Raw genomic sequence first — 23,840 nt, forward strand, 5'->3', positions numbered from 1 at the left:
TGACGGCCACAGGGAGCAAAAGCGCACAGCTACTAAGCCAGCTCTAGCGTAATATTTGAACCACACGATCATCGTGGACTTTACCCGTTCCTGCTAAGATTAATTCAGTTTCGCAGCACTGCGAAGCAATCGAATCTACCAGCTGCGACATTGAAATGTCCCAAATACACGGAGGAAATCCATGAAATGGCTAAATAACACCGAACGTTACGGCACGCTCTCAATGGCGCTGCACTGGATAATCGTATTGTTGTTTGTCGCGATTTACGCCAGCATCGAACTACGCGAACTGTTTCCCAAGGGCAGCGATCCGCGCGAGGCCATGAAAGCCTGGCATTTTATGCTGGGTCTAAGCCTATTGGTGTTGATTGGACCGCGCTTGCTGTTTATGTTTCAAGGGCGGTATCCGGCTATCCAACCCGAACCGCCGCGCTGGCAAAATCTGCTGGGTCGCAGCATGCATCTGACTCTGTACGCGCTGATGATAGTCATGCCCTTGTCGGGATGGTTGCTACTCAGCGCCGAAGCCAAACCAATTCCATTTTTTGGCTTACAACTGCCGGCGCTGATCGGCGAAAGTAAGAGCTTTGCCGAATTGATAGAGGGTTTTCACGAAACCGTCGGTACATTGGGTTATTTTCTGATCGGTTTGCACAGTGCCGCCGCGCTGTATCATCACTATATGCTGCGCGACAATACCCTGCGGCGGATGTTGCCGAAGTGCGGCGATTCCACCAAGGATTTGCCGGAATAACCGAGCCTGCCAAATCGAAAACGTTGTTGCCTAAACCCCGGCGTTCGAGCTATTTGCGGCATCGCTTTAGCTCTAAGCTCGGCGGTCCAAGTTATTTGTTTCATCGCTCAAGCTTTGAGCGTGGCTGTCTGAGTTATCTGCTCGATGGTTCTCGCGCCGAAGCTGGCCGTCGCAGCTATTTTCGGCATCGTTAGTGCTCAGAACCCGGATGGTCGAGAACAATGCCCGATGGTCCGGGCGCCGAACTAAACGCTTGGGGTTTAGAGCCTGACGATCCGACCTCCTGGCCCGGCAACACTTATAGAAAACGAGACCACTATGCGCCTTGATAAATTTATCCTTGAAAATCTTGAAGGTATCCTGCATGAGTGGGAAGAATTCGCCGCAAACTACCTGCCGGACGCGGACGGCATGAATAAGCGCGAATTGGGCGATCACCTCAGACAGATGCTGCTCACGATTGCCGCTGATCTGGCTCGTCCCCAGTCCGCGAAGGATCAAAGCCAAAAGGCAAAGGGTCAACAAATCTCCGATGGTTCCGTAACCGCGGCAACCACGCATGGATCGGAACGTTTAGCGGCAGGTTTCAGCCTCAATTCCACGGTCTCCGAATTTCGTGCCCTGCGTGCCAGTGTGACCAGACTCTGGATAAAGCAGGATTTCAAGCAGATTAATGCAGAAACCGACTTGGGAGATCTGATCCGCTTCAACGAAGCCATCGATCAAGCGATCACCGAGTCAGTGGTCGGTTACTCGACCGAAAAAGAATACGACTCCCGCATGTTCGAGACCATACTGGCGTGTGGTTCCGATCTAATCTTTAGCTTCGATCTTGACGGCAGGTTTGTGTATGCGAATAAACAACTGAAGGATTTATTCGGTCTGACGATGGAGGAAATGATAGGAAAAAATTGCTACGATCTGCACGTGCCGATTGCGGCAGAGCTACAGGCACAAGTTGAGCAGGTGATTCGTTCCAAAGGGTCCGTTAGCCGGGAAGCGCCTTATACAGCCAGCTCCGGAAAACCGGTCTGGCATGACTATGTATTTACACCGGTGTTCAACAAAGACGGTGAGGTAGAGTCAGTCGTCTGTATAGGACACGACGTCACCGAACGTAGAGCCTCGGAACATAATAACTGGACTAAGGCCAACTATGATGATTTGACCGGATTGCCCAATCGCAGCTTTTTCACCCATCGGCTGGAAGAATCCGTCAAACACTCCCACCGTTTTGGTTCGCCCATTGCACTGCTGTTTATTGATTTGGATTATTTCAAGGAAATCAACGATCAATTCGGCCATGAGGCTGGCGACAGTTTGTTAAAGCAAACAGCAGAACGCATTCACGCCTGTGTTCGGGAAAGCGATACCGCTGCGCGTATCGGGGGCGATGAATTTATCGTTATCTTGAAGAACTTACAAAATCCGGAGCACGTTCAAATCGTCGCCGAAAAAATTCGGCAACGGCTGGCCGAACCCTTCGATCTTGGCAACCATACCATTCAAATCTCGGCAAGTATCGGCGTGTCGCTCTCTCCGCAGGATACGACTTATGCCACCGAGTTGGTGAATCATGCGGATTCTGCAATGTATGCCTCGAAAAATAAGGGACGGAATCAGGTCAACTTTTTCTCACCGGATCAGACCCACCAAATGGGCTAATGGCGGATCGCAGGGTTGCTGTCGTGTAACAGCAATTGTTAGCTAAACGTGCTACTGCAAGACCTGTCCATCTTTGTTCAGGCGCTCTTTTTATTGAAGGCTCATGGCCTAAAGCGTAGGAAGCGTCGCAGTGGGGATAGTATCGGGATTCGTGATCACGCGGCGCTGCGGCAGGTAATCGAGCAGCAGATCCGTTTCCTTCTTGACCACGCTGTAGCACTCGCAACTCAGCGTTTCAAGTTTCGGCCGGTCGAGCACCTTGATTAACCCGCGCGAATAGGAAATCACCCCCCGCTGCTGCAAATTTAGCGCGGCCTGGGTGACGCTTTCGCGGCGCACACCGAGCATATTGCTGATGAAATCCTGTGTCATGGTTAAGTGGTTGTGAGACAGGCGATCCATGGAAAGCAGGAGCCAGCGGCAGAGCTGCTGGTCAATAGAATGTTGCCGGTTGCACACCGCGGTTTGCGAGATTTGCGTGATCAAGGCTTGCGTGTAGCGCAGCATCAGCATCAACAATTGGCCGTGGCGGTTGAATTCCTGTTTCACCTGTAGTCTGGGGAGCCGATAAGCAAAACCGGCACTCTGTACCATCGACCGGCTCGGTGTGCTCTCGCCGCCCAAAAACAAGGTGATGCCCAGCAAGCCCTCATTGCCCACCACGGAGATCGCGGTCGATGCCCCGTTTTCCATCATATATTGCAGCGACACTATAGAGTCTGTGGGAAAGTAAACGTGGCGCATGGGCCGCCTGGATTCATACAACAGTGCGCGCAATGGCAAGGGCACCAGTTCCAGGTAAGGAAACAAACGGCTTTGCACGTCCGGCGACAAGGCCGCGAGAAGATGATTGTGTTGCGGCTCAGGTTTGGCGGGCATTTAGACTCTTTTGGAGCTGAAAGGTTAACAGGCTGTTGAAATTCTATACAGAACCTTAATCAGTATACCTAATGCTACCTCCGCCAACTACAACTCATTGAAATACAAATATTAGCATTCGGCATAGTCAGCTTCTTGATATGTTAAAGCCCGTTGTATGGCCCAAGGAAGCGCTCACCATTGAAGTGGATCAGGTGCGACGGTGAATCAGCCACCGAAACCTCAGTCTCCCAAGCGATTTCACCTAGATACCGGCCCATGATTGCTCGGTTCGGGAAAGTGGTCAAATAGACTAGGCCGGCAGTGGCTCCGGCAAATAGCTCTGCGAGTTCTGCATGGCGTTTGCCATCGACCGGGCCGTGACTGGTTACGGATTCGACCAACAGTAGCCAATTTTTTGCGATGTAGTGCAGGACCACGTCAGGCATCTTGCCGTGTGAATCCACGTTGACATCAAGTCCGACTAGCAGGGCAGCGTTGAAGTAGCCCCACTTGTCGCCCGTGTCTCCGACATAGACCAAAACGCTCTCTGGCGCGAAGTCCTCAATGATGGCCCGAATCAGTTCGCTGTGTTGGCCGGGGCTAAGGGTAATTTGCCGGCCCGGTGCAATCTCCAGCGGAATACGGTTATGCTCGCGTTCCATGGCATATTTGGCTACCAGGGTTTCGCGTTCGGCCAGGTACGCGGCGAGATTGCCATGCCACGCCGGCGTGTTGAAGGTGCGAATTAGGGCTAGAGCGGTGGGTTCGATCTGATAGACCGCTTTCGGGCTATTCGCCGATCTGTCGGGTTTGTCTGGGTTATAAAGGACCACACCAGCATCGCAGAACTGGTGCATGGATTGGCGGCGGAATGTCTCGCGGGTGTTGGGTGCATAGTCTTTGGCATAGTATTCCTGAGCCCACTTCATGATTGGGGTAATGCCTAAAAGCGGATTCTCCGATTCGGTCCATGCCTTTCCCGGCGTGAGGTTCAGCAGGGCCAACAGGCACAGTGCGGAACGCTCGTTCTGTTGCGCTCTGGGCAGACCCAAGGAAATGATGATCTGCTGTGCTGCCTTGATGTAGTTGTTCTTGTTGTTCATACGGTCAGGGTTTCTAGCTTGTTGTCGATTTGGTCTTGTGTGAGCGTTTCTCGCTTCATAGCCCACTCGCCAAGCTCGATCAGGGAGATCCGGCTTGGGTACTTTAGCAACTTGAGGTCGGTGGCATTAACCTGCGTATGGCCGTTGAAGCGCCGGAAATACTCATCTACTGCCGTCGTATTCAGGAACACGGCCAGTCCACGGGCCAGCGATTCGGGCAGACCATGTTTGTCCTCGTGAAACAGGTTCATGTGGTTTTCAAAACCCAGCATGGAATGATTGCCAAAAGCCGCAGGATCAACCACGCTCGCCACCACACGTCGCTTTTCCTCCTTCGATGAGAAGCGACGCACCACGCAATAAAACCCCGCTGAAAATCTTGGAAACGGAGCGCCAGCGAAGTGAAGATTTTTAGTCCCCGATAGCCGTAGCGCCGGGCGGGTTTTCGCAGCGAAGCGGAGAAAACCTGCAAGGCATCGCGACACGGCGTTAAGTCATGCGAGAGCCGATGTTTCGACCCCTTGTTGGGCCGGAACGGGGTGACGCGGACGAATCGGGGCGCTGCAGGCATAAGCGGTCGCGTAATTTTTGCCGATTTTTTCCAGCAGGATGCCCGAAAAAATCTTTCGGCAAAAATAGCGACTCCCCGGTCCAAACACCAGATTTAGTTATAACTCGCGGGCTTCCATTATCAGCTAACGCAACGAATTTTAGTGCCTTGTTTTTTGGTGCGGGCCTGCCGATTGCCAACAAGTATCGATGTAAATACCGTACTTGGCAAAAGGATATGGTTGAATGGTCAGGCTATTTTCCGGTGGCGTTTATCTGACATTGCTCAGGTTTGCCGTCCTTATAAGCTGCCGAGATACCGCCAGGACCGGTGGCACCGGTGATCAGCAAATAGGCTTGGCCGTCGATACACACCTTGTGTAAGCGCCAGGTTTGGATCTGGCCTTGAATATTGATGTGCTCCAGGCTTATTTCATCCAATGGCAATGATCTCGCCTCCGGCGGCGGCAGGGCGTTGGCGGTGGCTGATGCAATCGCGAGCAGTAAACCAAACATAAATTGCTGCATATTTTTCACCTGTGTGTTTTAGGGGCCAGCACCGCTTCAGGGCGACTGTATCAATGTTACTCGATGAACCGAACGCTTTCGAAATTATGGTTAGAGCAGGGTAATTGGGACGCTAGGGACTATTGCCTGCGGCAGCAGGTATTTTCCCACAGATTTAAGGGCGCGGCAGTCGTACAGTGACTATGCCGACATCACAGGGATTGGTGATAGGACTGATAGTCGTTCGTTGCCGGTCGGAGAGAAATAGGCCTTACTTTCTGGCTCTAGGCAGAAAATGGACCTTTCTGGTCACGAGCAATTGTCAGTTGAATCGTCCTGCCTTAATGATCGGTTCGGCTTGCGGTTTGGAGCCACCTTTTTACAGGTGGTAATTTTTCGATATTTCAAAGGAGCCAGTCAAATGAACGCTCAATTAAATCAAAGTTTCAGAGTTCTGAATGCTGAAGAACTGCAAAATGTATCCGGCGGTTGGTGCGGAACTACTTACCCCGGTTTTTGGAAAGGACCAAAACCCGGCCCTCTGCCCGACCTGTTCAATAGCGCGGTTAGCAGGCTTAACATGGTAAGCCTTAATCCCCAACCGTTACCACCCGCTGAGATCGGCTTCTTCGTAAAGTAAGAGGTTCTGATCAGAAAGCCGGCCAAGTGCCGGCTTTTTTACGTTTTGGCAAGCAACTAAATAAACGTCTTCTTGGCATAGCTGAGTGACTTTATAGGCAAAAAAACCATGCCGCCAGCAAGATGATCGCCAACGGCATGGCAGGTAGGAAGGAAGGGAGCGCAGGATGATTTACGCGGCGGCTTTTCGACGTTTACCCAATCCCATTACCCCTAGCATGCCGCTCAGGAACAGCCAGGTGGCGCCGGGCAGCGGTACCGCGGAAACGCCGGATACCGAGAAGGCTTGGTTGAAGGTGGTGCCACCGACGATGTCGGTGCCGATTCTCAGCCAGTCAGGGTCCAGGTTTTCATCGCGTATCCAGGATTGCAGATCGGGTGTGAACGGGCCGCTACCGCCGACTATCGGTTTAGCAGCCGACAACCAAATGAAATTACCGTTTTTCAATTCCACCTGCGGCACGAAAAAGTAATGGTCGGCCGCCAGAGAGATTGCGTCGTTAAAATTGATGTCGAATCTGACTTCCTGCCCGGAAACCGCGCCTTCGCCGCCGGTGGTTTGATCGGGCAGCGGATGGATGCCGTTTATTACCGAGTTGGCGGCCGAGGCATTACCATTTAGCAAGGTGACGCTATAACTCAGCGAGTTGCTGGCCGATTCGCGGCCCAAAAAAGCCACATCCGAAGGTGAGTTGACACGGGTCGGGACGCGGCCGGATGGCGGATTGACCGAATCCTTACCGAATACCCTATAGATTTCTACATTAACATTGGCGATGTCGCCGAGCGTGGCACCGTTGGCCAGTAAACCGGTGAATGTGGCCTGGTTTAGCTGGGTATGTTGCGTCAACACGAAATCGTCCGCTGATTCTATTTCCTTGCTGGTGCCGCCAGCTTGTGCGCCGGTGGCGATTCTGTAATCCGAATCGCCGGTGCTAAACGAGAAGGCTGCGGCGTCGGCGTTGGCGGCGAATAGTGTGGAAATGGCCAGAATGGGGATTAATTTGGTTTGCATGGGGATACTCCTAAAATGGTTAAAGTGCTGAGAATTTATCTCGGATAAAGAAACTGCTGGCAGCTTCTGTTTCTAACAATGCGAGTAACGTGCCAAAAGTGTATTTTTTAAATATAGGTTAAAAATCAGTGTATTAAGCCTGTTTTTGACATTATTGCTCTGGCGAGGGGGTGCGCCGAAAGTTGCAGCAAATGTGCTTGAAAGCGGTGTGATGCGAAGCATTAAGCGGCAGAGGACGGTTGTCAGGGCTGCTTATTCAGCAACTTTTGTCGCAGGGTTGCGGTGTTGGGTTCAACGAATTAAGCCGACGATCCCTGTTTATCCGAATGCTGGCATGGATTGAAGCGGTTACCCCGCCCCTGGAACTGGTGCTAAATTTAGGCTTACCGCTATTTCAATCGAGGATAGAATGAAGATCGGATTCGTAAACCAAGCTTCAACACCAGCAAACATGACGCAGAAAAGTAATCCTGGGCTTTTTTTAGCGGGATGTATAGGTATAGCCTTATCGGTTGCCGCGCAAGCTCAAACGCCGGAACCGCTGGCACCGTTGCCGCTCACGGTGGACTTAAATACGCCGCGTGTGGTGTTGGGGCAGCGCTTATTCCACGATCCCAAACTCTCCGACCAAGGTCAGCGCTCTTGCGCCAGTTGTCATCCGCTAGACAGCGGCGGCATGGACGGCAAGGTCCGTGCCGAATCGGCGGACGGTGTTTCGCTGCTACGCAATACTCCCAGCTTGTTCAACGTTTCCTTTAACTACTTTTTCAATTGGGATGGGGTAGTCACCACTTTGGAGGCGCATACCGAAAAAGTCATGCTCAATCCGAAAATCATGAACGCCAAATGGCCGGAGTTGCTCCAGCGTCTGCGCGCGGTTCCTGAGTATGGGGATGCGTTTAACCGGACCTATCCGGACGGATTGACGAAAGCCAACGTGGTCGATGCCTTAAGCAATTTCGAACGCAGTTTGGTTACGCCCAATGCGCGCTTCGACCGTTTTCTGCGCGGCGACACTGCGGCGCTTGATGCTGATGAACAGCAGGGTTATCACCAGTTCAATGCCTTGGGTTGCGTGGCCTGCCATCAGGGTGTCAATCTGGGCGGCAATTTATTCCAGAAGTTCGGCATATTCGGCGCACCGCAAGGCCAGCAGGGCCCCGTGGATCAGGGGCGTTATAGCGTGACCGGCAACGAGCGGGATCGGGGCGTGTTTCGGGTGCCCAGTTTACGCAATGTCGCCGTAACAGCGCCATATTTTCATGATGGTCGTGCCGCCAATCTGGAAGCGGCGGTGGATACGATGGCCGAGCATCAATTAGGTAAACGGCTGGCGGCGAAACAGCGCGATGCTATCGTCAAATTTCTGCGGACATTGACCGGGGAATATGCTGGCAAGGCTTTGGTCGTCAAGAACACAACCAATCCATGACTGCTATTTCCTGGCCGCCCAGGCTGATCGTCGCCGGTCTGTTGCTGGCCTTGACCTATCTCTGGCTACAAAGCGCCAGTCCGGAACTGGAAAGGCGTAACCGCCTGCAAACTACGCTGCGCATCATCGAATTGCGCGATGCCGAATTGATGCGCGATATTTTGCTGGCCCGTGCCGGTCTGCTCGCTAACTACGATTCACTAACCAAAGCCGGTCAGGAGTTGCTGCGTCTATCGCAGAGTTTGCAAACCGAATTGCAACCGGCAAATGCTGACGCCGAAAAACTAATGGGTAAATTCGCGGACCAGCTCACCGCGACTGTCCAGGATAGCTTGGTGCAAATCGAGTATCTCAAATCGGACAATGCCTTGCTGCGCAATTCGGTGATGTCCTTCGACGAGATCGGTAAGAACTTGCGGGCCACAGCAAAGCCCGGTGACAGCGCAAAGCTTGGCAATTTATGGCGCTTGATGTTCAGTTTCATGGACAGCCCGCAGCCGGAATTAGCCAACGAAATTCAGCAGGAGCTTGATCTGCTGGCCGGACTTGCTTCGTTGTCAGATGACTATCGGGTACTGATCGCCCATGGCCGGCTGATCATCGACGTATCGCCCAAAGTGGATACACTATTACGGCAGATCATTGCCCAGCCTATCGTCAGCCGGGTTGATGACTTGCAACAAGCCTTGCGCCAATACAGCGACAGTGTGGAGCAACAAGCCGGAGCCTATCGTTTGGCGCTGTATTTGGTCGCTGTGGTCCTACTGGCGTATTTGCTGTATCAATTTGCACGGCTCAGGGCGAACACACTGGCGTTACGAAAGGCTCACGCCAATTTGCAACAAGAAACCAACGAACGCTTGCAAGCGGAATCCTGGTTGCGAGAAAGTGAAGCCCGGCTGCGGGCTATCACCGACTCAGCCCATGAAGCGATTATCTCCGCGGACATGCAAGGTAATATCGTGTCCTGGAACCAGGGCGCGCAATTGATGTTCGGGTTTACGGCAGACCGGGTGTTGGGGCAGCCATTTCAGCAGTTGCTGGCAAACCCGTCGCCAGACTTTTTCGAACAAATCCGGGAAGAAGGGGCGATAAATCGACTTAATAGCCCGGTGCTGGATTCGATAGCTTTAAGGCAGAGCAGCAGCGAGTTTCCGGTCGAATTGTCCTTGTCCAGTTGGACGCGCGGAACAGAACGCTATCTGACTGCGATCATCCGCGACATCAGCGCCCGTAAACACTTGGAAGAAATAGCCCGCCAGCAAGAATTGCAGCTAATCCAAGCCAATAAGATGACGGCCTTGGGTACCTTGGTATCCGGCGTCGCCCACGAAATCAATAATCCCAATCAACTGATTTTGTTTAACGCCGGTTTGCTCGCCGATATTTGGAGCGATGCGCTGGAGATTTTGGAAGATCGCTATCAGGCGAGCGGTGAATTTTCGTTGGGCGGTTTGCCTTACAGCGAAATGCGTAATAGTGCGGCGGTGCTGATCCATGACATTAACGATGGTGCAAAACGTATCGAACGCATCGTCGCCGAACTGAAAAATTATGCCCGCCCGCAAAGTGCGGAGGCCTCGGTGTCTTTTGCTATCAATGACGTGGTGGAACGGGCAGTGCGCTTATTGAAACATTTGATAGACCAAAAAACGCAGCATTTCAAAACCGATTTTGCCGAAAACTTACCCTTGTCGTGCGGCGATCCGCAGCAGGTGGAGCAAGTGCTGGTCAATCTGCTGATCAATGCACTGGAAGCACTTCCGGACCCGCAAAAGTCTGTTAGCGTTGCCACCAAACTGCTGGACGACGGCGGGCACGTGTGTGTGGAAGTCCGCGACGAAGGCATTGGCATAGCCGCCGAGCATATCCAGCAACTATGCGACCCTTTCTTTACCACGAAGCAGGCCAAAGGCGGCACCGGGCTGGGTTTGGCAATCAGCGCCTCCTTGCTGCGCGCCCAGGGCGGCCGCTTGAGTTTCTCATCCTTGCCGGGTCAAGGCACCTGCGCTCGGGTTATTTTTCCGCTAAACACTATGCCTGAAACGGACGTTAATCATGCAATGTAAAGACCTTGGCAACCTGCCTATCTTGTTGGTAGACGACGAAACGCAGTTGTTGCACAGCGCCAGTCTGGTATTGCGTAGCGCCGGTTTCGCGGAGGTGCTGACCCTGGACGACAGCCGGGCGGTGCTGCCTTTGCTGGCAACCCGGTCCATCGGCGTAATAGTGCTGGATCTAACCATGCCGCATCTGTCCGGCAAGGAGCTATTGGAGCAGATCGCCGCCGAGTATCCGGAAATCCTGGTGATCATGATGACCGCTACCAACGATTTGCAAATCGCGGTGCAGTGTATGCGTAGCGGCGCCAGCGATTATTTGCTAAAACCGGTGGAGCAAAATTGTCTGGTGGCTGCGGTGCGGCGTGCTGTGGAGGCCAGGGTGCTGCGCGCGGAGTTTTTGTCGCTGAAAGACCGTCTGTTAACCAACAGCCCGCACGAACCCGGCGGATTTGCCGACATCGTTACCCAAAGCCCGGCCATGTTTGCGATATTTCGTTACATCGAAGCCATTGCCGCCTCTCCGCAGCCGGTGCTGATCACCGGCGAAACAGGGGCCGGCAAAGAATTGATTGCTCGGGCCTTGCATCGTCTGTCCGGACGGCCGGGCGACTTGGTGGCGGTCAACGTCGCCGGTCTCGACGATACGCTGTTTTCCGACACGCTGTTCGGCCATGCCAAGGGCTCGTTCACCGGCGCCGAGCGGGCTCGGGACGGTTTGATCGCCAGTACCGGCGAGGGCACACTGTTTCTGGATGAAATTGGCGACCTCAGCATCGCTTCGCAGGTCAAGCTGTTGCGCTTATTGCAGGATGGCTCGTTTTATCCGATAGGCGCGGATCGCCCTCGGCAAAGCCGGGCGCGTATCATCGTTGCCACTCATTGCGATGTCAGACGGCAAGTCGAGCTCGGCGCCTTTCGCAAGGATTTATATTTCCGGTTGCGGACCCATCACATCCAACTGCCGCCGCTGCGCGAACGTCGGGAAGACTTGCCGCAACTGACGCTGCATTTCGTGGAAAAAGCTGCCGACAGCCTGGGAAAGCCATCGCCCAGCGTGCCTCCGGCGCTGTTTCAGTGGTTGCATAACTATGCGTTCCCCGGCAATATCCGCGAGCTGGAAGGCATGGCATTCGATGCGGTGGCTCGTAGTCAGGGCGCTGTGTTGTCCTTGCAGAGTTTCAAGGAGACCATTGCTGACCAAGCGCTGATGAATGCAGATGGCGATGCAACGGACGGACTGACCGCTTTGTCCGGCCAGTTTCCGGAGCGTTTGCCAACTCTGAAGGAAGCCGAAGAAGCGCTGATTGCCGAAGCATTACAGCGCGCCCAAGGCAATCAGGGTGTTGCCGCCGGTTTGCTGGGCATAAGCCGGCAGGCTTTAAACAAGCGCCTGATTCGCCGCGACGCGGAGAATTTCTGAGCCGATAACCAGCGCATTTGGGGTGAGGATAGATACTGCGAGACTCCAGATAGAATCTAATAAAACCAAGCTAAGGAGAGCCGTTCATGGCTTTAATATCATTGCGACAACTTTTGGATTACGCGGCGGAACACAGCTTTGCCGTGCCGGCTTTTAACATCAGTAACATGGAGCAAGTACAGGCCATCATGCAGGCGGCCGATGCCTGCGATAGTCCGGTGATCATGCAAGGCTCGGCCGGGGCTAATCGTTATGCCGGCGAGGTGTTTTTGCGGCATTTGATATTGGCTGCTGTCGAGCAATATCCGCATATTCCGGTGGTGATGCACCGAGACCACGCGCCTTCGCCCGACATTTGTGCCCAGGCCATTCAATCCGGCTTTAGCTCGGTGATGATGGATGGCTCTTTGCTGGAGGACATGAAAACCCCGGCTGCTTTTGACTATAACGTCGAGGTGACCAGCCGTGTTGTGAACATGGCGCATGCCTGTGGCGTGTCGGTGGAAGGGGAAATCGGTTGCCTGGGCTCCTTGGAAAATCAGCAGGATTCGAATCATAGTCGCTTGCTGACCGATCCTGACGAGGCGGTAGAATTTGTCGAACAAACTCAAATCGATGCGTTGGCGGTGGCCATCGGCACCAGTCATGGCGCGTATAAATTCAGCAAGCCGCCCACCGGCGAAGTGTTGGTGATCAGCCGCTTAAAAACCTTGCAACAGCGTCTGCCGAATATGCATTTTGTCATGCACGGCTCCAGTTCGGTACCGCAAGACTGGCTGCAAGTCATCAACGAATACGGTGGCAATATTGCAGAAACCTATGGCGTGCCGGTTGCGGAAATTGTGGAAGGCATTAAATACGGGGTCCGCAAAGTCAATATCGATACCGACTTGCGCATGGCGTCCACCGGCGCGATTCGCCGCTTTGTCGCCCAGCCGGAAAATGCTGCGGAGTTGGACGCGCGCAAGATTTACCAGGCCGCCAGAGACGCCATGCAGACGCTTTGTCAGGCGCGTTACGAAGCATTCGGTTCGGTTGGGCATGCCGGTAAAATTAAAGCCAAATCGTTAAGCGAAATGGCGAAACGCTATAAGTGAGCTACTCATGGGCTGCTCGGATCATCCGCAATTTGCAGGAAATCTGCGCACTGCCTTCCGCATTCCCGACGACCGGTCGCAGACACACAGTCGCGATAGGATCCAAGATATTGCCGGGACATTTCCAAGCTACACCGGTCGGTGGCCTCAGTTTTTATACTTGGTTGAACAAAAGTGTTGAGGTTCAGGCTAATGAAAACCTTTTCAGGTCAAACCATGTCATGCCGGATATTTGCGGATCGCTGCAATAAGAGGCTACCAACCGCCTAAGGAATTTGAATTAAACCGCCAAGAACAGCGAGATAGATCGCGGGGTATCCAAGCATGCAGACCGTATTGGCAAGGTAATTAAGATGAAAAAATTATTTATCTTAAAAGTGTTACAATCGGACCTTGTTTAGGTTTGTCTGAAAGTGTGCTGTTTAATTTGTCTGTGATGCCGGGAGCAGCCTACGGCATGATCTTCAGGAGGTAACATGAGAATTTTAGCTATGGTTTTAATTGCATCGCTTGGATGGTCGATGACAGCCTGTAGTAAGGCGAATCAGATCAATGCCCGGAGTTTGCAGTCTGCTCAGAAGTCGGTTTTTTACATTAAAGATCATTTACCGCTGGAAGAACGTATACCGTTTGAGGTGGCTTATTGGCTGTTGCGCGATCAAATCAAGAACAATGATGAATTTTTGCAAGTCATCAATGGTAAAACATCGAAAGAGCTGGTTGGTTTGGGGAAAGACAATTTCGCTAAACGCAAAGCATCGGGCGATACGGAATATGCCCAGTATGAAAACTGGGAGCAGATGATTTCTAAATCCGTGCAACAACATAGCGCTCAAGATAACGGTGACAGTGCCGATCCGCGCGATAAGAAAGGCTATCCGAGGGTCGACTATAAAATGCACGCGATGTAATTTATCCGCCTTCGCCGAACTGAAGTTTAGGTACTTTAGTTACCGGACCCCTCCTTTATACCCATGCAACCAGTGAAGTCAGTCTAGGTATCTTGCAAGTCAAGCAAAGGCTTGATTAGAGGGAGTGTGTTTCCAAAGACTACCCGCATAAGGCTCCGATAGCCTGAAGTTATTAACGAATGGATAAGCCGGGATTGTTGGTATGAAAAATAAAAAATAATTCACACGTTTGTAGCGTTTTGTTATCCTCGCAAAGAATCAGGTTGTAGTTAAGCCTGGAGCTTATGCCGATCAGGCTGGACAGAAAAAGATCAGAGGATTTATATGAAGAATGCCTTGCAATTATTAACAGGATTGTTAGTGGTTGGTGACGTGAGTTTGGTTTTTGCCGAATCATCAGTTCATTCGCCAGCTGTCGGAACGGAATCACTAAAAACGGGCGGGCAAAATATTGAGAAACTTCCTGATATCGAGGTGGCTGAAAGCGTTGAGAAAGCCGCGACCTTTTCCGGCTCGACGGCCGTAATCGATAAGCAAACCCTGGAGCGCGACCAAGTGTTTACCGTCAACGAAGCCTTGCGCAAGGCGCCCGGCGTGTTTGTCCGCGACGAAGAAGGTTTCGGCATTCGTCCCAATATCGGCATACGCGGCCAGAATCCGTTCCGCTCCACCAAGGTGTTGTTTCTGGAAGACGGCCTGCCGTTCAACTTCGCGCCTTATGGTGACAACGACATTTACTATCATCCGCCGATCGAGCGCTACGACGGTATTGAAATTTATAAAGGTGCGGATCTGACCCAGTTCGGCCCTCAAACTCTAAGTGGTGCGGTGAATTACCTGACACCGAAAGTGCCGACCAAACCTGGAGGTTTTGCCAGTTTTACCGGCGGCAATCGCGACTATTTGAACGGTCACGTTCGCTATGGCGGCATGTTCAATGACATTCCCGGCGTCGACAGCACCGGTGGCACCATCGACTACATCCACAAGGAAGGCGACGGCGCCCGCGACAACACTTTCGCCAAACTCGATGATGTTAATTTAAAAAGCATCGTCGATATAAACGCCAAGCACCGCTTGACCTTGCGCGGCGACTTTTATCAGGAAGATTCGCAATCCACCTTCGGTTTGACCGAGGCGGAGTACCGTAGCTTCGGCTCGCGCTACAACCCGTTCAAAAACGACCGTTTTACTACTAACCGCTGGGCGGCGTCGGCGACGCACGAATACAGTTTCAATACCGATGCAACGCTGGAAACCAGTTTTTATTGGTCCGGATTTCACCGCGATTGGTGGCGGCAGGAAAATCAGCAGCCGACTGACGTCGTGGGCTGCGGCACGGCGTTTCGTAGTGCGCGGATGAACGGCGAGGCCGTTAATGTCGATACCGATTGCCCGTGGGTGCGGGGTCGCTTGCGCGATTACGAAACCTGGGGCGTCGCCCCGACTCTTCACGCCAAACATGACTTATTCGGCGTAGAGAGTCAGCTGGACGCCGGGTTTCGCGCCCATATGGAGACTCAATACCGGCGCACCGAGGAAGGCACTTCGGGTACTGCCCGTAGCGGCACGCGCAGCGAATTTCAGGAGCGCTTCGCCGAGGCCTATTCCGGTTTCGTGCAGAACAAATTCATCTGGCGCAACTGGACCGCGACGCCCGGCGTGCGGGTCGAGTCGGTCGGTTACGAGCGCTTGAACAAGTTGAATGGCGCCCGAGGCGGTTCGTCGGTGACCGAGCCATTGCCGTCGTTTGCGATGACCTATTCGCCCATTGACGAAGCGACGCTGTTTTTCGGCGTACACAGAGGATTTGCGCCGCAACGGGTCGAGGATACTATCGGTGCCGACGGCAACAGCGTGGAAATCGACGCCGAGAAAAGCTGGAATTTCGAGTTTGGCGTCCGCGGTCGTCCGCTGCTCGGCGTCAAAAGCGAGTTGGCCTTGTTCCATCACGATTTTCAGGTGCTCACCGCGCTGGGTACGGTAGGCGGCAACGATTCTCCGGTTGCCCAGGGTTCGGCCTTGTTCGAAGGTGTGGAGTTTTTCAATCGTGTCGATCTGGGCGATGTGTTTGGCTGGAACCACAATCCCTATTTGCAGATTGCTTATACCTGGCTGCCGACCGCTGAATCGACATCGGCGTTCCGTTGCATGTTGCGCTCCAACGGTACGCCGCAGCCGGAAAGCAGTTGCCCAAGCGGTAACGTCTACGGTTCTGCAACTGGCAAGCGTCTGCCGTATGCGCCGGAAAACCTGCTGACCGCTACCGTCGGCTATGCGCATCCCAGCGGCTTCGATGCGCATTTCGAAACGGTGTTCGTCGATCAACAATTCGGCGATTTCATGAATCTGCAAAGCGGTGCCCAACACCCCAACGGTGCCAGCAGCGTGGAAGCCCTGTCAGGCCAATACGGTAAAGTTAACGAATACATTGTGGTCAATTTCGCGACCTCTTACAAAGTGCAAAAAAACCTGACTTTGCACGTCTCGCTGAAAAACATGTTGGATAACGATTATCTGGTAGACCGGGTGCGCGGTATGTTGCCGGGCTCGCCAAGGCTGATGCAGGCCGGTATTAAATATGAATTTTGAGAGAATTATTAACGGGGCATGCGGTAGAAAAATTGTAAGAAATTTTATTTTAATTTCATAATAGTGCTAAAATTGCTTTGCCTTCCAAGCAATAAAAGTAGGGTTTGATAAATTCTGAATATGTTTTTGCGACCGGATTCTATGAAGGCTTTTTTCGTGTATGAAGCTTAATGGCGCAATAGGTGCCCCAGGAGGAAGCGCTGTGAATCTCTTTTAAACAAAGTGCGTTTCTAAAACTTATTGCGCCTTTTTTGGGAATTGCCAAACCAAATTGAAAATCAAGTTTTTGAGAGTTTTATCGAGTATTTAGCGGCTTTTTTTTCGATGAAGATTTAGACCTTACCGTTTATTTTTTGAATAACTTCGACATTTTTTAAAACGAAGTTCGCGGATAAACAAGGCAGATTAGCTACTGCCAAACCCAAGTATAGAGAATGCCGTTGCCCAACAAGGCATAGTGGAAATGCAAAATAGATATAAAGGACTTAGGAATTTAGCCGGCTAATTGGGTGAGAAAGTCCGTCAGGCCCCCACCGCTTGAGTTTCTATTGCTTCGGCAAACTTGGAAGTGGCTTGGCGCTTTTGTGTTTTTACGCTGGCAGATACGTCAAGATTTTTTGAATACATACCAAATTCCAGTCACATTTTATGACTTAGCTTAGAGGATAGCCATGAATAGCAAGGCAAGATATTTTCAAATACTCGGTTTGGCGGCATTCTTGCTGCCGCTCTATGTCAACGCTCACCCTTTACACGGGGCGACCGGCGACGTCGGTTTTCTGAGCGGCATAATCCATCCGCTAGAAAGTTTCGATCATGTTTTAACGATGCTGGCGATGGGGTTATGGTTGTCCCGATCCGCTAAACAAACCATTTATTTCATGCCTTGGGTTTTTGTGGCTTTGATGCTAATCGGTAGCAGCCTGATTTTCATGCCTGTTGAAATCGTTCATGCCGAGAACATTATGAATTTATCGGTATTGCTGTTGGGTTTGATGCTGGCGTTTAGATTTAAGGCTTCATTGCTTATAGAAGCGCTTATCGTCGGTAATGTCATGGTGTTTCATGGTTATGTGCACGCCTATGACATATGGTTGGATGTGGATGCCTTCGCTTATACCGTTGGTTTCTCCGTGGCGACTGCGATGCTGATGGCGACCGGAATTGCCGCAAACCAGCTGTTCAATCGGCTCGAAGACAAATATTCGCTCGCAGGGCGGACTATCTAACGCCGTTTTAATGCGGCGACATTCTCAAATTGTGGTTTATAGGGGAGGTCCCAATTAAATAATTCACGTTAAAAGGAGTACAAAATATCCTGAAATAAAACGCTACATTAAATACATCCGTTGTTTACCTACAAAAAAATTATTCATCGAAGAGATTTAGATATGACATTAAAAAAAATATTTATTGCATTTATCATGATTTTTGCAATGCTGGGTTTATCCGGTTCATCCTTTGCAAAGGAAGCCAAGAAAGATGTGCCTGAGATATTGAAAGAAGTGGATGCCAAAGTTCAACTAGCCTTGAATGCTATTCCTTCCGGCAATTCGCAAGAAATTGCCACACTGATTAAGGATATTTCCGAAAATGCCAGCGAGCTTAGCGCCAACTACAAATTTGAATTTGAGCGTGACAAGGTGGTGCTGAGGTTGAAAAAAGCGAGAGACTTAGCAAAAAAGTCTGATTTTGCAGGCACAGAACAAGAGCTCAAAGAAGTCCGCGAAGCATTTGCCAAATTGACAAATTACCTGTAACGGAAAATAAGGACAAGCATACAACCATGGGCTTGTTCCCTGGTTGTATGGTCATCGCACTTCAAATTTCGGTTTTTTGATTTCCTCTCCCCAACCCTCTATCCGAGAGTGCGGATGTGCCGAAACTTGAAGTAGGAAAGTATATATTCTCTCTATTCCCGTCTAGTTATGCCACAAGGCACGAATAATTAAGCAGTTTACAGCTAATTGCCGCTGCCAAACGCCTGATTCGCGAATGGATTAAAGCCGGGTTGCGTCACCACATTAAAACCAAACTCGGTGCCCTGATGGCAAGCATTGCAGGCCGCAGTGAGTGAGTTGTAATTTTCGATAAACATCTGCAAGTTTTTGTCCTTGATAGCTTGTTCAAGTCCCGCTAGTGGCCTATCTATATGCTGAGCAATCAATTCCGGGATCGGCTGTTTAATCTGCTTGTGGGTAGGATGATACTTGCCGGCATCTGTAAAGCCCTCGCGTAACTCATCGACTTCATATGCTGCAAGGTCCCAGTTTCGCGCCTGCCCGGCAAACCAAAGTTTGCTGTGACGAACCGCAGTTTGCGCCATGATTTCACCGAGTCCGGGCGTAAAATATGCACTTTGTTGATGCTCGTGTTCATGATGATGTAGATCGGCGCAGGCAAATAATAAACTCGTTGAGCCAATGAGCATGGTGGTGGCCAAGCGTGATAAGTTCATGATGGAATCCTCAATCGATGGTCTTGGGTTGAATTTGGGTAAGTTTTGGCCGAGTGGGCATGCGGTGCGAGAGCGCGCCGGAGTGGAATAAAACCTCTATTAGTTGGACTCGCTCTGTCGGGCTTTCTTGGATTTACTCAGGCGTTGTAGCGGTTGGTTTTGAGTTCAGCAGGCGTGGCAGGAAGTACGCCAAACCTGCTACCAATAAGCCGATAACGATAAAAAATATCCACAGAGGCTTCTCGCTGGCAGGTTGTTCGACAGCCAAAGCGACCGTCAGCGGGATATGCAAGGCGCTGATTTCCGGATCGATATTCAAATCGGTGTCTTTGACCTGCAATACCGCCTGATATTTGCCGGCAGATTTGAAATCCACGCTGACCGAAACCACCCCTTGCTTGGCGACCGCCATCGGCAGTTCGGCAAGCGTTTGGCCGTCTTCGCGGAGGATTTTCAGCGCCACCTGTTTTTTGCGTACATCTCTATCCAGCAAGTCCAGGGTTATCTGGGTTTTACCCACCAACGGGATGTCGATACATTCCGCGGTCGGCAGAGTTTTCATATCCTTGGATTGGCTGAGATCGGATTGATAGGCCGCGAAGTTGACGACGTAATATTCGTTGCTTTGCATACAACCGTACATATCAAAGGCGCCGCCCACGCCTTTTCGATTTCCGCCCAGCGGCACCGAAGCGCCGGCTTGCCAGGTAAAACCCAACATCAATAGCGCCACTAGACAGATTTTCAAAGTAGTCATGGTTTTGCCTCAGTGCTTGCGGTGTTGTCTGTGACGGTAAATTTCAGTACACCGCTGACGATTAGCCCATCCTCGGTGACGACCCGGTAACGAATCGCATGCGGGCCGGGCTGTAAGGCTTGGGTGCTGGCCGTTAAGCGATGGCGTTCGCCCAATACCAATCGGGTATCGGCATTGTCGACGCGTTTACCTTGACCATCGACTACCACCACGGATGGCGAGCGTTCGCTGACATTGCCGCTAAACCAGAGTTTGATATTGCCATCGAAGTTCGCTACCTCGGTATTGTCTTTGGGCTCGGATTTGAGCAATACGCCTTCCGCATGGCATGCCAGACTGAAGCCAATTAACGCCAGTGCGGCGACCAGGGTATTCGTTGTCTTGTTGTTCATAAATTCCAGTAGGACTTTTCAGAATAAATCCGAAATAAATAGCACGATGGGATCAGATAGCGGATGGAAGAAACCCAGCGTGATCAAGCCTAGTGCGACGATAAAAACCTTAGTCCAAGTATTTAGCGATAAATTTTGTTTTCGCCAAAGCAAATGGAACAGCAGCCAGCTGCCAAACCAGACAGTTAAGGCCAAGGTTTCTTTGCCGGTGTAGGAACCGATACTCCCGTCCGGACCGCTGCCCTGCGAGCCAGGTATCCAGTAGCCGAAGCTGTGTACCATTTTGTCCAGTCCGGGGGATAACCGGGAAATATGGTGGCTAACCATCAGCGTGAAAAAGGCCAGCAACACAGATAAGCTGGCTGCCACGGCAGGACCTGTATAGGGTGGTTGTTCCGAGGTTGGCTGGTCGTGTTGATCAATTTCCATCGTAAGCTCCCCTAAACGAAACGCAATTTGGCCAGGATCAGACCGACCACGAATCCGAGCATCAAAAAACTCCAGGACACCAGGATGGTAATGCCGACAAATTTACATAAATCCCGGCGGATTTGTATCGGCAGGCCGTAGTAATAGAGTAATACGGTGGCGGATAGCATTAACGGAAACGGAAATAGCGAGATGAATTCCTTGAATTCCATCAACACGTTATGAAACAGCGGTCTATGCGCCAAGATCCAGTCGCGCGGCCCATCTTGGCCCCGGTAGCGCATGTAGATCCAATTGCCGCTGATCGCGCCGGCCAGATTCAGCAGAGTGGCGGCCAGCAACCAGCGGCGTAACGACTCCAAATTGACTTTCATGCCTTTAATTAACGGGAAAGCTTTGTGGGTCAAAAAGGTGCCTACCAATACAGCCAAAATGGCGCTTACGCCGTGAATGCCGGCTTTCAGACTGTAGGCGGACGGAAACCAGAAATCCGCCGCCACAAGCGCGAGCAGCAGCAAAAGTGCAATCAAAACCTGGCTGCGTATCAGAATCTTGCTGAAGTTATCGTGCGTATACTGCCCGGCGGACATGAAATGCCTCTGTCAAAAGTGTGCCGGAAAACCGGCGGAATGTTACTTGTTGCTGGAACCGATTCGCGCTGGCGGAGGCTGTCGAGACAGGCGTTGCGCTATAATCCGGCATTTTTTAATAACAATAACGAGGAGCATACTGTGGAACGCTTCACCATCTCACTCAGCGACGAACTTGCCGCGCAATTCGACCAATGGATAGCCGCGCGCGGTTATTCGAACCGTTCCGAGGCTGTGCGCGATTTGTTGCGCAAGGAAATCGAAACCAAGCGTCTGGTTCAGGATCAAGCCATCTACAGTATTGCCACCTTGTCTTATGTCTACAATCATCACGAGCGCAATCTGGCGGAACGTTTGACTAATCATCAGCACGAAGCCCATGATCTGGTAGTTTCATCTATGCATGTGCATCTGGATCACGATGACTGCCTGGAAACTTTGTTCCTACGCGGCTTGACTGCGCAAATTCGGTCCCTCGCCGATAAAATGTCTGCCGAAACCGGCGTGCGGCACAGCTCGCTGAATCTAATTCCGGTCAAAATTGCCGCCCTGCAACATTCCCATCACGGTCACTCTTCTCACGCGCACTTTCATACGCACAGTTAAAAATCGACTAGCCCACGGACATTCTTTCAACTAAGCAAGACGTCGCAGAACCTAGTATTAAGAATGTTTTTTTTATTTTCATACAAAATCAGCCTCAATGTCTAGTTCCGTTTTCTGGTCGACTCGATTCAAGGGGGATTTCATAAGTGTTTCTATTAAAGCCGTGGACAATTCGATGGGGTTGTTGACGGCAAAAGCGTGTGGGAGCAAGCCCCGGTAAAGCTTGCGTTAAGCCGACGTTCTGGCTGGATAAACGCTTCATGGACAATTTTCAAGCCGCGGCGAGTAACTAAATTAAGCTCGAAATTTTTAATTTCATATTTTTGCGGTATCATCGCACCCCTCTTCACCTTGCACTGTGACTTGGGCTGATGTTACTGGGGCTGAATAGAAGAAGGTGACATCTCGCCGAAATGGGGTGGCCTAGCCGGAGAAGGATGCTTTCTATTTCAAGGAGAGCAGTAGAGGTTTTTGAAGTTTGTGTTTTTAATTGAATCGATATTTAAACTAGCTTTTCTAATTTTCCCATAATCGTCATGAAATCCAATCCCACAAGCAAATTCGCCGATACCGGACGCAGTCCGGGCAAGCTATTGCTATCGTTTGGATTGCCGCTGTTTCTCTTACTGGCCTTCCTGGGCAAACAATTTATCGGTTTTGACAGCATAGGTTGGCATAACGGTTTTAATCACCCGCTAATCGGTCTGGACCACTTGGTGACGATGTTGGCCGTGGGCATCTGGGCTGCGCAATTGCGCGGACAGGCTATTTGGATGTTGCCGCTGGCCTTCGTTGGGGTGATGAGTCTTGGCGGTTTGGCCGGCGCTGCAGGTATCGCGCTGCCCAGCGTCGAAGGCATCATCCTGTTATCGTGCGCGGTATTCAGCGTCTTGATTACCCGCAAGGTGCGTTTCAGCGCCAAAGTTAACGTGTTGATCGTGGCGTTTTTTGCGTTTTTCCACGGATATGCGCACGGTCAGGAAATATCCACCTCGGCCAGTCTGATTTCATACACTCTGGGATTCATGCTGGCGACTTTGCTGCTGCATGGCGCCGGCATCTTGGTAGCCAAATTGGTGGTGTTCTGTGCCACTTGCCTGTTGACCGCCATGTTTGCCAATGCGGCGCTGGCTAAATCTGCCGATTCCGTCGAGGAAGGTCAATTGAATGCGTCTGCCAAATTGGTCCAAGATTCCGGATTGCAGCAACCCGCGCTGTTCTGGCTGACGAAGCAGATAGCAGGAGGGGCTGGGGATGATAACGCGCTCTCCCGGCAGCGAATACTCGTTGCCGAATCGACATGTTGTCGAGACCAGCTAGGCAGTGTCGGATCACACAGCGGTTCCAGTGGCTCAAAGTTATTGGTTAGCGCCGAGCATTCGCACAGTCATCAGTTGTTGGCCAAAACCGAGCCTGCTCAGGGTCTGGCTATTTGCCGGGATAGGGCCATATTCGATGGCGATCATCTGGTCAATGCCGGATTGGATTTCAAGCACTACTATCGGGATGTCAATCACACCCCCGGAAAACATCTGCTCAGCAACGGCGTCGGCCTCACTTCGCCGCCCGTATCAAGTGTTTTAGCTCCGCAAGCGTTCCAAAATTCCTGCACCACCCCGAATTCATTCATTGAAGAGTCTGATCTTCAATCGAAATTTGCCCAACCTCATAGCGGCAATCTCCATACCCAAACCCTCGAATACTCCAGGCCTGATTGCGCCGTTCGTAATCAAGATCTTACCCGGCAATCCGCTCATGGCAGCTTTTTCTGCCCCACTAAATTTCTATCGTACTTAACCGCCGATGCCAGGTCTCCAGGCGGCATTTTTAGAGTTCATGTGCTTCCAGCAAGCCGAATTAGCTTGCCGTTTGCAATGTCAGTAAAACCGCTCGACCGAGTGTTTCCCGTTCCAAACATAACAATAAAAATCAACGAAGTATTCAACTTATGAGGAAAGCAATGCACACCCTAACCCACGTCCGCTGTGCCCATGTCTTTT

The 23,840-nt window shown here is 51.5% G+C and carries 23 protein-coding genes; 13 read left to right on the plus strand and 10 right to left on the minus strand.

What is annotated here, in order from left to right:
* The first annotated feature begins 181 nt into the window (after positions 1-181).
* Complete coding sequence (locus tag G006_RS0121100; protein WP_020485206.1) at positions 182-754, plus strand: cytochrome b; 573 nt, start codon at positions 182-184, stop codon at positions 752-754.
* A gap of 318 nt (positions 755-1,072) precedes the next feature.
* Positions 1,073-2,419 (plus strand): diguanylate cyclase domain-containing protein, encoded by a 1,347-nt coding sequence (locus G006_RS0121105; RefSeq protein WP_020485207.1) that lies wholly within the window; start codon positions 1,073-1,075, stop codon positions 2,417-2,419.
* A 108-nt stretch (positions 2,420-2,527) separates the two neighbouring features.
* On the opposite strand, the gene G006_RS0121110 is transcribed toward G006_RS0121105, so the two are convergent.
* From G006_RS0121110 to G006_RS0121125, 4 genes are all read right to left on the minus strand, one after another.
* Complete coding sequence (locus G006_RS0121110; RefSeq protein ID WP_020485208.1) at positions 2,528-3,298, minus strand: Crp/Fnr family transcriptional regulator; 771 nt, start codon at positions 3,296-3,298, stop codon at positions 2,528-2,530.
* A 143-nt stretch (positions 3,299-3,441) separates the two neighbouring features.
* On the minus strand, positions 3,442-4,383 hold the full coding sequence (locus tag G006_RS0121115; RefSeq protein WP_020485209.1) for a BsuBI/PstI family type II restriction endonuclease: 942 nt from the start codon (positions 4,381-4,383) through the stop codon (positions 3,442-3,444).
* Positions 4,380-4,739 carry a hypothetical protein gene (locus tag G006_RS0121120; protein WP_200860481.1) on the minus strand — a complete coding sequence of 120 codons (360 nt, stop codon included), beginning with the start codon at positions 4,737-4,739 and terminating at the stop codon, positions 4,380-4,382. The genes G006_RS0121115 and G006_RS0121120 overlap by 4 nt, the downstream gene beginning before the upstream one ends.
* 448 nt (positions 4,740-5,187) lie before the next feature.
* Entirely contained in the window at positions 5,188-5,460 is a 273-nt protein-coding gene (locus tag G006_RS0121125) for a hypothetical protein (RefSeq protein WP_020485211.1), read from the minus strand.
* 400 nt (positions 5,461-5,860) lie between these two features.
* Here G006_RS0121125 and G006_RS28690 point away from each other — a divergent pair, with 400 nt between their 5' ends.
* Complete coding sequence (locus G006_RS28690; protein WP_155931176.1) at positions 5,861-6,079, plus strand: bacteriocin; 219 nt, start codon at positions 5,861-5,863, stop codon at positions 6,077-6,079.
* Positions 6,080-6,250: 171 nt separating this feature from the next.
* Here the strand turns inward: G006_RS28690 and G006_RS0121135 are convergent, their stop codons facing one another.
* Complete coding sequence (locus tag G006_RS0121135; protein ID WP_020485213.1) at positions 6,251-7,093, minus strand: hypothetical protein; 843 nt, start codon at positions 7,091-7,093, stop codon at positions 6,251-6,253.
* 451 nt (positions 7,094-7,544) lie between these two features.
* Here G006_RS0121135 and G006_RS0121140 point away from each other — a divergent pair, with 451 nt between their 5' ends.
* From G006_RS0121140 to G006_RS0121175, 8 genes are all read left to right on the plus strand, one after another.
* Positions 7,545-8,525, plus strand: a complete 981-nt coding sequence (locus tag G006_RS0121140) for a cytochrome-c peroxidase (RefSeq protein ID WP_020485214.1) — start codon at positions 7,545-7,547, stop codon at positions 8,523-8,525.
* Positions 8,522-10,594 carry a DAHL domain-containing protein gene (locus tag G006_RS27295; RefSeq protein WP_020485215.1) on the plus strand — a complete coding sequence of 691 codons (2,073 nt, stop codon included), beginning with the start codon at positions 8,522-8,524 and terminating at the stop codon, positions 10,592-10,594. The genes G006_RS0121140 and G006_RS27295 overlap by 4 nt, the downstream gene beginning before the upstream one ends.
* A complete protein-coding gene (locus G006_RS0121150; RefSeq protein WP_020485216.1) occupies positions 10,584-12,008 on the plus strand; it encodes a sigma-54-dependent transcriptional regulator in 1,425 nt (474 codons plus the stop codon). Before G006_RS27295 ends, G006_RS0121150 begins: the two co-directional genes overlap by 11 nt.
* 86 nt (positions 12,009-12,094) lie before the next feature.
* Positions 12,095-13,105 (plus strand): class II fructose-bisphosphate aldolase, encoded by a 1,011-nt coding sequence (gene fba, locus G006_RS0121155; RefSeq protein WP_020485217.1) that lies wholly within the window; start codon positions 12,095-12,097, stop codon positions 13,103-13,105.
* Positions 13,106-13,581: 476 nt separating this feature from the next.
* Positions 13,582-14,016 (plus strand): hypothetical protein, encoded by a 435-nt coding sequence (locus tag G006_RS0121160; protein ID WP_026147206.1) that lies wholly within the window; start codon positions 13,582-13,584, stop codon positions 14,014-14,016.
* Between the two features lie 324 nt (positions 14,017-14,340).
* The gene (locus tag G006_RS0121165; protein WP_020485219.1) at positions 14,341-16,608 is read left to right on the plus strand and encodes a TonB-dependent receptor family protein; all 2,268 of its coding nucleotides are present in this window, start codon (positions 14,341-14,343) and stop codon (positions 16,606-16,608) included.
* Positions 16,609-17,279: 671 nt separating this feature from the next.
* Positions 17,280-17,837, plus strand: a complete 558-nt coding sequence (locus tag G006_RS26170) for a HupE/UreJ family protein (protein ID WP_020485221.1) — start codon at positions 17,280-17,282, stop codon at positions 17,835-17,837.
* Between the two features lie 162 nt (positions 17,838-17,999).
* Complete coding sequence (locus G006_RS0121175; RefSeq protein WP_020485222.1) at positions 18,000-18,368, plus strand: hypothetical protein; 369 nt, start codon at positions 18,000-18,002, stop codon at positions 18,366-18,368.
* A gap of 203 nt (positions 18,369-18,571) precedes the next feature.
* On the opposite strand, the gene G006_RS0121180 is transcribed toward G006_RS0121175, so the two are convergent.
* From G006_RS0121180 to G006_RS0121200, 5 genes are all read right to left on the minus strand, one after another.
* Positions 18,572-19,066, minus strand: coding sequence for a hypothetical protein (locus G006_RS0121180; protein WP_020485223.1), 495 nt, complete (start codon positions 19,064-19,066; stop codon positions 18,572-18,574).
* 133 nt (positions 19,067-19,199) lie between these two features.
* The gene (locus tag G006_RS0121185) at positions 19,200-19,823 is read right to left on the minus strand and encodes a hypothetical protein (protein ID WP_020485224.1); all 624 of its coding nucleotides are present in this window, start codon (positions 19,821-19,823) and stop codon (positions 19,200-19,202) included.
* Complete coding sequence (locus G006_RS0121190; RefSeq protein ID WP_020485225.1) at positions 19,820-20,215, minus strand: copper resistance CopC family protein; 396 nt, start codon at positions 20,213-20,215, stop codon at positions 19,820-19,822. Before G006_RS0121190 ends, G006_RS0121185 begins: the two co-directional genes overlap by 4 nt.
* An 18-nt stretch (positions 20,216-20,233) precedes the next feature.
* Positions 20,234-20,644, minus strand: a complete 411-nt coding sequence (locus tag G006_RS0121195) for a hypothetical protein (protein WP_020485226.1) — start codon at positions 20,642-20,644, stop codon at positions 20,234-20,236.
* An 11-nt stretch (positions 20,645-20,655) separates the two neighbouring features.
* On the minus strand, positions 20,656-21,234 hold the full coding sequence (locus G006_RS0121200) for a hypothetical protein (protein WP_020485227.1): 579 nt from the start codon (positions 21,232-21,234) through the stop codon (positions 20,656-20,658).
* A gap of 141 nt (positions 21,235-21,375) precedes the next feature.
* Here G006_RS0121200 and nikR point away from each other — a divergent pair, with 141 nt between their 5' ends.
* Both nikR and G006_RS27300 read left to right on the plus strand, forming a co-directional pair.
* Complete coding sequence (gene nikR / locus G006_RS0121205; RefSeq protein ID WP_026147207.1) at positions 21,376-21,840, plus strand: nickel-responsive transcriptional regulator NikR; 465 nt, start codon at positions 21,376-21,378, stop codon at positions 21,838-21,840.
* Positions 21,841-22,376: 536 nt separating this feature from the next.
* Entirely contained in the window at positions 22,377-23,792 is a 1,416-nt protein-coding gene (locus tag G006_RS27300; RefSeq protein ID WP_020485229.1) for a HupE/UreJ family protein, read from the plus strand.
* The last annotated feature ends 48 nt before the right edge of the window (positions 23,793-23,840 follow it).

Source organism: Methylomonas sp. MK1 (genome assembly GCF_000365425.1).
GTDB lineage: Bacteria > Pseudomonadota > Gammaproteobacteria > Methylococcales > Methylomonadaceae > Methylomonas.